Raw genomic sequence first — 12,551 nt, forward strand, 5'->3', positions numbered from 1 at the left:
TATATCGTTAGTGTCACTAACGCAACGGGTAGCATCACCCCATGACCACGGAAGAGAACGGACCCCTCGTCCCCGCACGACTGCGCGAACTACCCAGCCGACTGCTGGGACAGGCGTCCACCCACGCGCAGCGACTCGTGACCGAGGGGCTAAGTGGGGCAGATGCCCGCAAATGGCACTACGCGGCCCTGGTCGCCCTCGAAGAGTCAGGCCCGGCGAGCCAAGCCGCCCTCAGCGCCCGCACCGGCATCCACCGCAGCGACCTGGTCGCCGTCATCAACGAACTCGCCGCGCGCGAACTGGTGGAGCGCACCCCCGACCCCGAGGACCGCAGGCGCAACGTCATCACCCTCACACCGCCCGGTCGGCGACACCTGCGCACACTGGAACGGATCCTCGCCGCGGCCCAGGAGGAACTACTGGCCCCGCTGTCAATCGAGGAGCGCGAGCAGCTCACCCGCCTACTGGGCCGCATCGTCGACCATCACGCGTACGGAGACCCCGTCATGGGATCTGATGGCCGGTAACTTCCACTCAATTCACCCATTTGCCGCACCCAACGCAAGGGTCATCTCATATCTGAGATAGCGTGCCCCCATGGCAGACGACTACCTCGTACGCATCGGCAAGCTCATCCGTGACGCCCGGCAGCACCGGGGCTGGACACAGAGTCAGCTCGCCGACGCCCTCGGCACCAGCCAGAGCGCAGTGAACCGGATCGAGCGCGGCAACCAGAACATCAGCCTTGAGATGATCGCCCGAATCGGCGAAGCGCTCGACAGCGAGATCGTCTCCCTGGGTTACGCCGGCCCGATGCACCTGCGCGTGGTGGGCGGCCGCCGCCTTTCCGGCGCCATCGACGTCAAGACGAGCAAGAACGCCTGCGTCGCCCTGCTCTGCGCGTCGCTGCTCAACAAGGGCCGCACGGTGCTGCGGCGGGTGGCCCGCATCGAGGAGGTCTACCGCCTGCTGGAGGTCCTGAACTCCATCGGCGTGCGCACCCGCTGGATCAACGACGGCGTGGACCTGGAGCTGATCCCGCCGGCCCGCCTCGACATGGAGGCCATGGACGCGGACGCGGCCCGCCGGACCCGGTCCATCATCATGTTCCTGGGCCCGCTGCTGCACCGGATGGAGACCTTCCGGCTCCCCTACGCGGGCGGCTGCGACCTCGGAACCCGCACCATCGAGCCGCACATGATCGCCCTGCGCCGGTTCGGCCTGGACATCACCGCGACCGAGGGCATCTACCACGCGAAGGTCGTCCCCGGGATCTCCCCGGACCGCCCGATCGTGCTGACCGAGCGCGGGGACACCGTCACCGAGAACGCGCTGCTGGCCGCGGCCCGGCACGATGGCGTGACCGTCATCCGCAACGCCTCCTCCAACTACATGGTCCAGGACCTGTGCTTCTTCCTGGAGGCCCTGGGCGTCCGGGTCGACGGCATCGGCACCACCACGCTCACCGTCCACGGCGTCCCGAGCATCGACGTGGACGTGGACTACTCCCCCTCCGAGGACCCGGTCGAGGCGATGAGCCTGCTCGCCGCCGCGGTCGTCACGGAGTCGGAACTCACCATCCGCCGGGTGCCGATCGAGTTCATGGAGATCGAGCTCGCGGTCCTGGAAGAGATGGGCCTGGACCACGACCGCTCGGCGGAGTACACCGCGGACAACGGCCGCACCCGCCTGGTCGACCTCACGGTCCGCCCCTCGAAGCTCGAAGCCCCGATCGACAAGATCCACCCCATGCCGTTCCCCGGGCTGAACATCGACAACGTCCCCTTCTTCGCGGCCATCGCCGCCGTGGCGCAGGGCCAGACCCTGATCCACGACTGGGTGTACGACAACCGGGCCATCTACCTGACGGACCTGAACCGCCTCGGCGGCCGCCTCCAACTCCTCGACCCCCACCGCGTCCTGGTCGAGGGCCCCACGCGCTGGCGCGCGGCGGAAATGATGTGCCCGCCGGCCCTGCGCCCCGCGGTGGTCGTCCTCCTGGCGATGATGGCGGCCGAGGGCACCTCGGTGCTGCGCAACGTCTACGTGATCAACCGCGGCTACGAGGAACTGGCCGAGCGCCTCAACTCGGTGGGCGCCCAGATCGAGATCTTCCGGGACATCTAGGAAGCCGGACACGTGGGGATCAATCAGGGCATAGCCTGGAGGCTTGGAAACTAGCCCTTGACCTGCGAAAACACCTTTCGGCACCTCTCGACATCTTCCGGCGCTTTCCGTCACCTTGCGCAAGAACTGGGCAACGAACAGGCGGCTAGCTGACACTCCATCAGCCCTCGAGTGTCGATCCGAACCCTGTCACCCCTTACGGAGGGTGACAGGGTCTCAGTTGCTTCATGCCTTTTGCCACCAAAAGTCCAAGCCAGAGCTACGGCCTGGGATCCAACAGGGTGTTTGGCGGTCACTCGTCGCGTGTCTTACGTTCGCCTGCGTGGCCGCACGGGCATCCCACCAATTGGGGCGCGCAACCGAGTTGCTGCGCGATGCCTACACCTACCCTCGGCCAGCCCAGTGTCAAACACCAGTAGCACGACGCCCAAGGCCGCGACAACGCAAAGGCCCGAGCATCCAGGGACGGTCGCAGCCCAGCTTCAGGCACGTCTGGTCCATGGCCATCTCGCGAGGGTACGAACGCCGGCCTTCGAGAGCCACGGGCATACGTGAACCCTCCGGTTCCACGGGGCCTTCCGCTTTCTGAGATCCCTTGACCAAGGGCCGTCACCAGCCGCTCCCCGGCGGTACCGTCCCGTCAGAAGCCGTCGCAGATCGGGGTGGTAGGCGTGAGCGGGTACATCGAGGAGCAAGAGCGGATCGGGCAGCGGGTCAGGCGCCAGCGGCTCTCCGTGGGCATGACCCAGGCCGACCTCTCCGCCGCCTTGGGCCGAACGCAGGGCTGGGTGTCCAAGCTGGAGAAGGGTCGGATCGAACTGGACCGGGCCGGGCTGATCAACGCCGTGGCCGCCGCCCTGCACTGCCACCCGAACACTCTGATCGACCGGCCGTACACAGGAGGTGGCGCCGAGACCAAGTGGCAGGTGTCTGCGGCCTCCATCTTGCGAGAGCTGCGCCGCTACGACCTGGCGCCGGTCTTCGACGGCACCCCGCGCCCCTCCAGAGTGCTGTGGCATGAGATGAAGCGCCTGCTGCGCCTGCGCGACGCCGCTGCCAACGGTGCCGTGTTGAGCGAGCTGCCGGACATGCTGCGCGAGGCCCGCGCCCTCGCCGAGGTGTCCACCGGCCACGAACGCGAAGAGGCGTACGCGATCTACGCAGTGGCCTGCAAGTTCGCACACACCGCCGCCCACGCCCTCGGACATCCCGAGCTGGTCGCCATGGCCTGCGAGCGCGCAACATGGTCGGCACAGCTTTCCGGCGACCCGGTGATGCCCGCGATGGCGCTGTGGATGCGGATGTGGGACACGTGGGCCTCCGCCGACTGGGACGACGCGCTCGCCCTGGGGGACAAGGCCCTCGCCAGCATCGAAGCCGAGTATGAGATCGGCGATCCGTTGGCCCTGCGCATGTGGGGCGCCCTGCACCTGAGGGCCGCGATCTCGTGCGCCCGGAGTGGGAACGCAGCCGGTTCGGACGAGCGCCTCGCCCTGGCCCGTACCGCAGGTGAGCGGGTCAACGCCTACGTGGGACCCGAGATCCATGACCGGCACTCGGTCACGTTCAGCCTCGGCAACGTCATCATCCACTCCGTCAGCGCCGCCCTGGAGATGAGCGACCAGACGAAGGCGCTCCGGCTCAACCGCGAGGCGAACCCGGCGCACATCGCGGTCCTGCCGAACTCCCGTCTCGGGCACCACCACATGGATCTCGCCCGCGCATGGCTGTGGGACGGCAACCGCGACCAGGCTCTGACCGAGCTGGAGACCGCCGAGCGCATCGCCCCGCAACTCGTCCGTAATCACCCCGTCGCACGCGCCACGCTGCGGAAGATCGTTTACGCCGAGCGGGTCGCCACCCGGCAGCGCCTGCGCGGCATGACCGGACGTTTTTCGCTCGACTGATCTGTACGTATTCCGCGGATTCATATTCGTGCGTAGCGGAGCGCATACGTTCCGCTACATGACCTCTACGCGTCGCACTGATCATGACCGCGTACGACTGCAGGCGGACGATCCCGACCCCCACTGGCCCCTGCGCGGCGACCTCGCATACGACACCGCCACCTCCCGCACGGGCGTGGTCATCGACGTCCCCGGGGACACCGGCACCACGGTCTACCGCCTGTGCCCCGAGGGCGGAGGCGAGGAGGGCTGGAACGCCCGCTTCGACACCCTCATGCCCCCGAAGGGCGCGCCCCCGCTCCCCAGCCGGACCCCGGGCAGCACGGTGCAGCAGCCCGAGTACGCCCCCGGGGAAGGTCCGTTCGGCACCCCCGACCCCAGCCCACCCCTGCGCGCCCGTGCCGAGCGCGGCATGCAGCAATTCCTGCGGGACACCGGCGCGGACGGTGCGGCATGAACAGGCTGCCCGGCTGGATTCACGAGGGCGCCCGCGTCCTGGACCCCGAAGACCGTGAGGGGGTCATCCAGTTCATCGGCGAGTGGGAGGACCCCGCCACCCGACGGATCGTCCCCGAAGTGGTGTTCTTGCGCCCCGAGGGCGGCGGCCGGGAGTGGATCGTCCCCGACCACCAGGCCCTGCGCGAGGCGGCCCCCCGATGACCGACCGCAGCCACTTACCCGAACCCGGCTGGGGCATGATCGGGGCGCTCCTCGCACTCGGCCTTACCGGTCCCGCCGTGGTCCTCAGCGGCCACGCCCTCGACCTGGTCCAGGCGAACGCGCCCCTTCCGACCACCGCGCCGGACATCGAACCGCCCACGTAGACCCCCTGATCGCCCGCCCCGCACCTCCTACAGCGCCACCGCTCGGGGCGGGCGCACCACTCGAACCGATCGAGAGGAGCACGATGCACCGCGCCTTACGACTCGCGGCCAGGCCCCGCTCCGTAATCATGCAGCCGACCACGCAATGCCTCCCCATGGACTGCACGTACTGCTACCTGCCGTTCCGGAAGATGAAGCACCTCATGGCGGTGGACGTCACCGAGGCCGTGGCCGCGTCCGTCAACCCGTGGGCCGCCGACGACCCGGCGTTCGAGGTCGTCTGGCACGGCGGGGAACCCCTCGCAACGGGCCGCGAGCATCTGGCCGCCCTCATGGCGCCCTTCAAGGGCGTGAAGCACTCCGTGCAGACGAACGCGGCCCTCGTGGACGACGCCTGGTGCGAATTCCTGCTGGAACACGAGATGCACGTCGGAGTAAGCGTCGACGGCCCCGAGGACATGAACACCCACCGGGTGACGCTCGCCGGCCACCCCGGATTCCATGTGACCGTGCGAGGCATCGAGCGCCTGCGCCGTCACGGCATCCCGTTCTCCGCCATCGCCGTCGTATCCGACCCGGCGCCCGAGAACGCGGCCCGCTTCTACGACTTCTTCGCCGAGCTGGGCGTGACCACCCTCGGCGTCAACGTCGAAGAGCAGGAGGGGGTCAACCGCGTGGCCAAGGAAACCGATCCTGTCCGCACGGCGGAGTTCTGGACCGCCCTCGCCGACGCCTGGAGGGCCAACCCCGTCACCCGGCTCCGGGAGATCCAGCGCGTCATCAACTTCGCCGGCGCCGTCCTCGTCGGACACGACATCGCACCCGGCCCCGCCACCGCTCCGTGGGACCCGATGCCCACCATCGCCTACGACGGCGGAGTGGTCATGCTCTCCCCCGAACTGGCCGGATTCACCGACGCCCGGTTCGGTGACTTCACCACCGGCAACGTGCTAAGGGACGGCTTGGACGTCCTCGTAGCTGAAGCCGAGCAGCGCACCCCCTGGATCCCCGAGTTCTGGCAGGGCGTGGACGCATGCCGCGCCACCTGCCCCGCCTTCGCATTCTGCGGGGGCGCCCACGCCGCGAACCGGTACTTCGAGCACGACGGCCGGTTCGACGGCACCAGGACCCGGTACTGCGCCACCGCCAAGATCGCCCTACTCGAAGGAGTGACACAACATGCTCGCGCACACGCCCACTGACGCCACCACGCTCGTGATGGACTCGGCGGAGGGATTCGAGTCCCTCCTGGAGGCCGCTGGCTCCACGGCTGTCGCCCGCTGGGACGACGACTGGAGCAACCACGAGTTCGACAACCAAGTCACGTACAGCACCCAGCCGCTCGCCGCGTTCGACAACCGGCCCACGTGGGACAACCCCACCGCGACGTTCGACAACCGGCCCACCTGGGACAACTGGAAGAACAAGTAGCGCACACCGAACCGGGGGCGGTCCTGCAAGAACGCGGGGCCGCCCCACCCCGACGACAAGGAGCACCATGGCCACCCGCACGTTCGGCCACGTCACCGTCACCCTGCCCGAGCTGGACGAGCCCGGCCTCTACCTGAGCAACGTCGACACCCTCGACAGCACCCGCGGAACCGTCCAAGACTTCGCGTACGGTGACGCCGACCTGCGCTCACTCGACCTCGCGGACACCCAACTCATCACCGGCCGTATCGCGGGCATCCACGCGAAGCGGGTCGAGTTCGTGGGGGTCAACCTGCACGGCGTGGAGATCACCGGAAGCGACCTCGGCTCTGCCCGCTGGACCGAGAGCAAGCTGACCCGGGTCCACGTCCGGGACTGCAAGCTGATGGGCGCTGCCCTGGACGCCCTGGTGCTCGACGACGTGCTGTTCGAGGGCTGCAAGTTCGACTTCGCCACCTTCGAGAAGGTCCGCGTCACCGGACCCGTCGCCTTCATCGGCTGCGTCCTCACCGAGGCCACGTTCACCGACTGCGACCTGTCCGGCGCCGTATTCACCGACTGCATTCTCCGACTGACCGAGTTCGGCGCCGGCCGCTACCGCAGCACCGACCTTCGCGAGAACGATCTGTCGGCAATTCGCGGCGTCGCGAACCTCGCCAAGGTGCACATCGCCCCCGGGCAGCAGACCGACCTCGCCGAGGCCCTCGTGAACGAACTCGACATCACCATCGGGGACGACTGACCAGGAGGACCCCGTGCCCCTACACATCGCCTACGGCGACCCGTCCGCGCTCCGCGCCCGCTGCGAGGTCGCCACCGTCCGGACCACCCGCCCCGAAGAGACGGCCTACGAGCCCGGTTCGGTCGTCCCCGCCGGGCAGTGGCGTCCCATGACCGAAGCAGACGTCAAGGCCGTCACGGCGCCGCGCAGGCCGCTGGACAGCACGCTCGTGGAAATCGTCCGGCCGCCCTATTCGGAAGGGCAACCGCTCGAAAACCTCACGCGCCCCTTGGGCGACCCGGACGCGGTGTACCTCGGGCAGGCCCTCGCCAAGCCCCACATGACCACGACCACCGACAACTACCAGGACGGCCGCCTGCTCGGGCTGCACCTCGACAACTGGGACAAGCTCCCGTACGCCGACAAACACACCGGACGCCGCCGGATCTGCCTCAACCTCGGCCCCGGAAACCGGTACATCATCCTCGGCGCCATCGACGCTCAAGCGGTCTGCCGGGCCGTCCACCCCGACGAGCACGCCCACCGCTACCCCCACACCCAGGATTACCGCGAATACGTGGCCAGCGGTCGCCCCATCCGCATCATCCGAATACGCCTCTCCCCCGGAGAGGGCTACATGGCCCCCACCGAGTACCTCCTGCACGACGGCTCCACCGAAGGCCAGGACGAACCGTCGGCCGCCGCGTTCTGGCTCGGGCAGTGGCCCCGCGGCATCCTGCCGTCCCTGGTCTGACCACTTGCTACCCGTTCCAGGTGCGGCCCTCGAAGTGGGCAGCATGATTCGAGGCCAGGTGCAGCGAAACTCCCACCTGGCAGTTGGTGACCTTGCCCGCCGTGCCCGTGTACTGCCGTGACACACACGCCGAGACATTGCCGTCCTTGAGGAGACGGCCCCACGGCCGGACCGGCCGTCGCAGGTCTCGCGGATCACGGCCACGGGCGCCTTCGTGATCTCGTACGACGTACGCGGGCACGCCCTCGGCCATGCCGTTGCGGGTGGGAGTCCGTCAGGGATCAGGCGTTGCGCCCGATGGTGTTCCGGATCCAGTCCGCGTAGGCCGGCACGTCGGTGTAGAGGCCCGGCCCGGCCGAGCACGCGAGGCCCGGGGCGCCCGGGCCCGAGGTGACCCCGATGAGTTCCCACCGCCCGTGCCGGCCCTCGCGCAGTTGTGGCCCGCCGGAGTCCCCGAAGCACGCCATGGCGCCGGGCACGCGGCTGATCGTGCACAGCCGGGTCCGGTCCGCATAGCCGGGGGCGCACTCGGCGTCGGCGCCCCTGCGCGTCGCGAGCTCCTGCAGCCGCTCAGCGAACTTCAGTTCGGTGTCGACGGTGGTGCCGAACCCCAGGATCCGGGTCGGGGTGCCGGGCCGCCCGGCCCGCTCCGCGATCCGGACGGGCTTCTGGGTGACCGGCCGGTCCAGGCGCACCAGCGCGAGGTCGTCCCGGTTGGCGGCCTTCCCGTCACCGTTCGCGTAGCCGGGGTGGACGACGGTCCGCTCGATGGCGCGGACGGTTCCCCCGGACTTCCGGCGCTCGCTGCCGATCCGGACGGTTCCCTCCAGTTCGAGGCCGTCGCCCTGCACGCAGTGGGCCGCCGTCAGCACCCACTGCGGATCGACCAGCGACGCCCCGCACGTGCCGTCGTACAGACCGAGCTCGGGCGCCGATTCCGGGATCGTCGCCATGAACGGGTAACGCTCCGTGGGATCGGTCCCGTTGACGATCGCGCCGGCGCTGCCGGTCATCGCGGTGGCGCACACCGCGACGGCGAGCGCGCCGACGGCGGCCGTGCGCGCCGCGCCGCGGCGCAGGGACTTCAAGCTGAGCATCCAGGGTCCTCCAGTCGTCGATCCGGACGCATCCACCCTGTTCGTCCTCGATCCGCCCGACCATCCGGGTAGCGGGCCCGATCACGGTGGGGATGTCCCCCGGTCCCCGCCGTCCGCCCCGGCCCGGCCCGGAGCCGACCCTCCGTCACATATATATCGGCAGGCGATATATGCTCGGCAACATGACGAAACGATCGCCGTCGCTGACGGAATCGCAGTACTTCATCCTGGCGGCCCTCCAGGAGGGCCCCCTGCACGGCTACGGCATCATCAAGGCCGCCGAGCGGGTCACGGACGGACGGCTCACCCTCGCCGTCGGCACCCTCTACGGCGCACTGGAACGGATGGAACGCTCCGGGTGGGTCGCGGCCGACCACGAGGAGATCGTGGACGGGCGGGCACGGCGCTACTACCGGCTCACCGACGACGGCGGGCGCACGCTCCGCCAGGAGGCCCTGCGCATGCAGAAAGCGGCGGCGGTCGTCATCGGACGCCACTCCCTCAAGGCGGTCCAGGCATGAACCGTGTACTGCTCGCCGCCTACCCCAAGCAGTACCGCGCCCAGCAGGGGAAGGAGATCCTCGACTGCCTGGACGAGGCGTACCCGGGCCGCTCCTGGCCACCGCCGCGGGAGGTCCTCGCTCTGGCGCGCGGTGGGGTAAGGGCCCGTGCCCGCGCCGTGTCCGAGGACCCGGCGCGGCCGTGGTGGCTCGACGGCTTCCACCTGGCCGCCCTCGCCCTGGCCGCCCTGGCGCTGGTGCCGTACCTGCAGGACGTATGGCACTGGGCCCTGCGCATCGAGCCCGGCGGCCACACCACCGGTTTCGAGCACCCGGGCTGGTTCCCCTGGACGCAGGGTCCCGACACCCGCACGAGGCTCCTGCCCTACGGCCTGCTCCCCCTCGTCAGTCTGATCGCGCTGCTGCGCGGGAAGGCCTGGATCGCATTGCCGGCCTCGGCCGCGATGTTCTGTGTCGGGTCCGGGCTCGCCGGCACGACGCTCTTCGGTGACGAGGGAGTAGTGGGCATCGGCTACTACGGGCTGGGCGCTCCGCTGCGGGCCCACGACCTGGTCCTCTCGGGCCTCCTGCTCCTGACGTGCGCCGTACTGGCGGCCGGCCGGCCGGGCCGGTTGCGCCGCCGCTCCTACGACTGGCTCGTCCCGCTGGCGGGTGCCCTGTTCGTGGCGGGCTCCCTGCACCTCACCTCGGGTGATCCGTGGTTCCAGCGCGGCCAGTTCGCCATCGAGATCGCCGCGTTGATCGCTGCGTGGGGCGTCACGGCGGCCACCGGCGACCACCGGTGGCTCGTCCCCGTCGCCGCGTTCTCGATCGTGCGCACCACGGCGATCTTGACGCAGCCGTACCTCATGGACTCCCTGCCCAGCCAGGTCGTACTGCTCTGCCTGATCACGCCGATCCCGTTGCTGGCCGTCACCGCGCAACGCAGGCGGACCAGCGCCGCCTGAACAGCGTGAACGTGGACCACTCCCCTTGCGAGGATCCGGTCGCGGCGATGAGCCTGCTCGCCGCCGCGGCCGTCACGGAGTCGGAGTCGGAGTCCAGTTCGTGGGGTCGGACGCCGTCTGCTCGCCCGTTGCCAGATCCTTCACCTCGTGCGCCGCCCCCTCCTCGAAGGGCGGGAACCAGACGAACGGGATGCCCTTCCGGGATGCGTAGCGGACCTGCTTGGCCACCTTGTCGGCCTGGTGGTAGAGCTCGACGTTCATCCCCCGCCCGCGCAGGCGCGCGGCCGTGGTCTCGGCCTCCTTCCAGCGATCGGCCCGCGGGACGACCACGAGGACGTCGGTGGGGCACTTCGCGCCGGTCTCCAGGAGCCCCTCCGCCAGTAGCTTGGCGAAGATGCGCGTCAGTCCGATCGACATGCCCACGCCCGGAAGGCTGCGCCGGATGAAGGATCCGGTCAGGTTCTCGTAGCGCCCGCCGGAGCAAATGCTGCCGTAGTCGGGCCAGTCGACGAACTTCCCCTCGTAGACCGTTCCCGTGTAGTAGTCGAGCGATCGAGAGGTCGGCGACGACGCTGCCGGCCGGCAGGTCGTCGAGGGAATCCAGTACGTGGCTCAGCTCGCCCAGGCCCTCGGTGAGCAACTCGGACGTCACGCCCAGGCCCTTGATGTCGTCCACGACGGCCGAGCCGGTGCCGCGCGTCCGAGCGAGCGCGAGGCAGGAGTCGACGGTCGGCGCGGACAGGCCGACTTCACCGGAGAGGATCTTCGCGACGCCCTCGGGGCCGACCTTGTCCAGCTTGTCGACCGCACGAATCACGGCCAAGGAGTCATCGATGCCGAGTCCCTCGTAGAAGCCCTGGAGGACCTTGCGGTTGTTGACGTTGATCGTCCAGGCGGGCAGGTTCAGGCCGGTCATGACCTCGTGGATCAAGCGCGGCAGCTCGGCGTCGAAGCGCAGCGGCAGGTGGTCGACGTTGATCACGTCGATGTCACATTGGGTGAATTCACGGAATCGCCCGTCCTGAGCCCGCTCGCCGCGCCATACTCGCTGCATCTGATAGCGCTTGAACGGGAACACGAGCTCGTTAAAGTGCTGCGCCGTGTAGCGCGCGAACGGCACGGTCAGATCGAAGTGCAGGCCGATCCGGGAATCACTGGCGTCATCGGCATCTTCCTGCAACCTTCTCAGTGCATACACCTCGTTGGACGTTTCGCCCTTGGCGGTGAGTACGGAAAGGGGCTCCACCGACGGCGTCTCGATCGAGCAAAATCCATACTTCTCGAAGCCCGACCGAATGAGGTCGAGCCACTGCTGCTCGACCCTGCGGATTTCAGGTAGCCATTCGGGAAATCCGCTGACGGGAACGGGGCGGACCAGCGGGGACTCGGTCATCGGCGGCATTCTCTCTCTTCGCTCCGAGGCGTTCGACATCCGAGTCGCGCCGGCGGGTACGCATCCGCGGCCTCGCGCGAACGCCGGTGGCCAGCGTCTTACAGAGTCCCGCGCGGCAGCAACCGACTTGAAGCGGCGCGACGGACACCGATGTGCCGAAACCACTCGCCTCCATCTCACCCCTCGTCAATACTGGTATCGAATTCAACTTTCTGGGTATCTTGAACGCCGTTCAACGAGCACTCGCTACCCAGGAGTTACCGATGGCCATTTCGCCCCGCACCACGTCGATGACGGCGAAGAAGCGCTACAGAGGCACCCTCATCGTCATCGCCGCCGTTCTGTCCCTCGCCGCCTGCGACCCGGCCGCACCGGCCACCACGCCGAGCACCAGCGCCACCGTCACCGCCAGTGCGAGCGCGAGCGCCAGCCCCTCCGTGGCGCAGACCAGCCCGAGTCCGAGCGCCAGCGCAACCCCGAGCGCCGACCCCACTACGGCGGCGCCGACCACCGCGGCACCGGTCGCCGAGCCCACCACCCAGGCGCCGGCACCGGCACCCACCAAGGCCGCCCCCGCCCCGCCGGCTCCCACCCGTGCCCGCACCCAGGCACCCGCGCCGGAGCCCACCAAGGCGAGCACCGACTGCTATCCCCGCTCCAACGCCGGCAACTGCTACAAGGCGGGTCAGATATGCCGGAAGGCCGACGTCGGCACGTCCGGGCGGGACGCGGGCGGGCGCACGATCCACTGCCGGAAGGACGACAGCGTGGGTCAGCGCTGGGGCTACTGACCGCCCGCCCACGGTCGACCGTCGTGGGGCCCGCCGAC

15 protein-coding genes and 2 pseudogenes are annotated in these 12,551 nt (G+C 69.2%); 13 read left to right on the top strand and 4 right to left on the bottom strand.

Going from position 1 to position 12,551, the window contains the following annotated elements; all coding sequences use genetic code 11:
- Positions 1-41: 41 nt before the first annotated feature.
- The 10 genes from ACIQK6_RS10010 (at position 42) to ACIQK6_RS10055 (ending at position 7,764) form a co-directional block, all read left to right on the top strand.
- Entirely contained in the window at positions 42-527 is a 486-nt protein-coding gene (locus tag ACIQK6_RS10010) for a MarR family transcriptional regulator (RefSeq protein ID WP_329098303.1), read from the top strand.
- Positions 528-597: 70 nt separating this feature from the next.
- The gene (locus tag ACIQK6_RS10015; RefSeq protein ID WP_329098304.1) at positions 598-2,127 is read left to right on the top strand and encodes a UDP-N-acetylglucosamine 1-carboxyvinyltransferase; all 1,530 of its coding nucleotides are present in this window, start codon (positions 598-600) and stop codon (positions 2,125-2,127) included.
- Positions 2,128-2,798: 671 nt separating this feature from the next.
- A complete protein-coding gene (locus ACIQK6_RS10020; protein ID WP_329098306.1) occupies positions 2,799-4,034 on the top strand; it encodes a helix-turn-helix transcriptional regulator in 1,236 nt (411 codons plus the stop codon).
- A 58-nt stretch (positions 4,035-4,092) separates the two neighbouring features.
- Positions 4,093-4,491: a hypothetical protein gene (locus tag ACIQK6_RS10025; RefSeq protein ID WP_329098308.1), complete on the top strand. Its 399-nt coding sequence runs from the start codon at positions 4,093-4,095 to the stop codon at positions 4,489-4,491.
- Positions 4,488-4,694, top strand: coding sequence for a hypothetical protein (locus ACIQK6_RS10030; RefSeq protein ID WP_329098310.1), 207 nt, complete (start codon positions 4,488-4,490; stop codon positions 4,692-4,694). The genes ACIQK6_RS10025 and ACIQK6_RS10030 overlap by 4 nt, the downstream gene beginning before the upstream one ends.
- Positions 4,691-4,858, top strand: a complete 168-nt coding sequence (locus ACIQK6_RS10035) for a hypothetical protein (protein WP_329098312.1) — start codon at positions 4,691-4,693, stop codon at positions 4,856-4,858. The genes ACIQK6_RS10030 and ACIQK6_RS10035 overlap by 4 nt, the downstream gene beginning before the upstream one ends.
- Before the next feature lie 128 nt (positions 4,859-4,986).
- Positions 4,987-6,060 (top strand): cyclophane-forming radical SAM peptide maturase AmcB, encoded by a 1,074-nt coding sequence (amcB, locus tag ACIQK6_RS10040; RefSeq protein WP_329098314.1) that lies wholly within the window; start codon positions 4,987-4,989, stop codon positions 6,058-6,060.
- Entirely contained in the window at positions 6,038-6,289 is a 252-nt protein-coding gene (gene amcA, locus ACIQK6_RS10045; RefSeq protein ID WP_329098315.1) for a multiple cyclophane-containing RiPP AmcA, read from the top strand. The genes amcB and amcA overlap by 23 nt, the downstream gene beginning before the upstream one ends.
- Positions 6,290-6,356: 67 nt before the next feature.
- On the top strand, positions 6,357-7,031 hold the full coding sequence (locus ACIQK6_RS10050; RefSeq protein WP_329098316.1) for a pentapeptide repeat-containing protein: 675 nt from the start codon (positions 6,357-6,359) through the stop codon (positions 7,029-7,031).
- A 13-nt stretch (positions 7,032-7,044) separates the two neighbouring features.
- Positions 7,045-7,764 carry a hypothetical protein gene (locus ACIQK6_RS10055; RefSeq protein WP_402694641.1) on the top strand — a complete coding sequence of 240 codons (720 nt, stop codon included), beginning with the start codon at positions 7,045-7,047 and terminating at the stop codon, positions 7,762-7,764.
- A 49-nt stretch (positions 7,765-7,813) separates the two neighbouring features.
- On the opposite strand, the pseudogene ACIQK6_RS10060 reads toward ACIQK6_RS10055, so the two are convergent.
- Positions 7,814-7,915, bottom strand: a pseudogene (locus tag ACIQK6_RS10060) (transposase); the annotation flags it as partial.
- A 130-nt stretch (positions 7,916-8,045) separates the two neighbouring features.
- Positions 8,046-8,861, bottom strand: coding sequence for a serine protease (locus ACIQK6_RS10065; protein ID WP_329098321.1), 816 nt, complete (start codon positions 8,859-8,861; stop codon positions 8,046-8,048).
- Positions 8,862-9,043: 182 nt separating this feature from the next.
- Between ACIQK6_RS10065 and ACIQK6_RS10070 the strand changes: the two genes are divergently transcribed.
- Both ACIQK6_RS10070 and ACIQK6_RS10075 read left to right on the top strand, forming a co-directional pair.
- The gene (locus tag ACIQK6_RS10070) at positions 9,044-9,382 is read left to right on the top strand and encodes a helix-turn-helix transcriptional regulator (RefSeq protein WP_329098323.1); all 339 of its coding nucleotides are present in this window, start codon (positions 9,044-9,046) and stop codon (positions 9,380-9,382) included.
- Positions 9,379-10,329, top strand: a complete 951-nt coding sequence (locus ACIQK6_RS10075; RefSeq protein WP_402694642.1) for a hypothetical protein — start codon at positions 9,379-9,381, stop codon at positions 10,327-10,329. Before ACIQK6_RS10070 ends, ACIQK6_RS10075 begins: the two co-directional genes overlap by 4 nt.
- Positions 10,330-10,401: 72 nt before the next feature.
- On the opposite strand, the gene ACIQK6_RS10080 is transcribed toward ACIQK6_RS10075, so the two are convergent.
- A complete protein-coding gene (locus tag ACIQK6_RS10080) occupies positions 10,402-10,746 on the bottom strand; it encodes a His/Gly/Thr/Pro-type tRNA ligase C-terminal domain-containing protein (protein ID WP_402694679.1) in 345 nt (114 codons plus the stop codon).
- 142 nt (positions 10,747-10,888) lie between these two features.
- Positions 10,889-11,761: pseudogene (locus ACIQK6_RS10085) on the bottom strand (ATP phosphoribosyltransferase regulatory subunit); the annotation flags it as partial.
- A 224-nt stretch (positions 11,762-11,985) separates the two neighbouring features.
- Here ACIQK6_RS10085 and ACIQK6_RS10090 point away from each other — a divergent pair.
- Positions 11,986-12,513, top strand: a complete 528-nt coding sequence (locus ACIQK6_RS10090; protein ID WP_402694643.1) for a hypothetical protein — start codon at positions 11,986-11,988, stop codon at positions 12,511-12,513.
- Positions 12,514-12,551 lie beyond the last annotated feature (38 nt).

It is taken from the genome of Streptomyces sp. NPDC091682, assembly GCF_044756625.1.
In the GTDB taxonomy this organism is placed as follows: domain Bacteria; phylum Actinomycetota; class Actinomycetes; order Streptomycetales; family Streptomycetaceae; genus Streptomyces.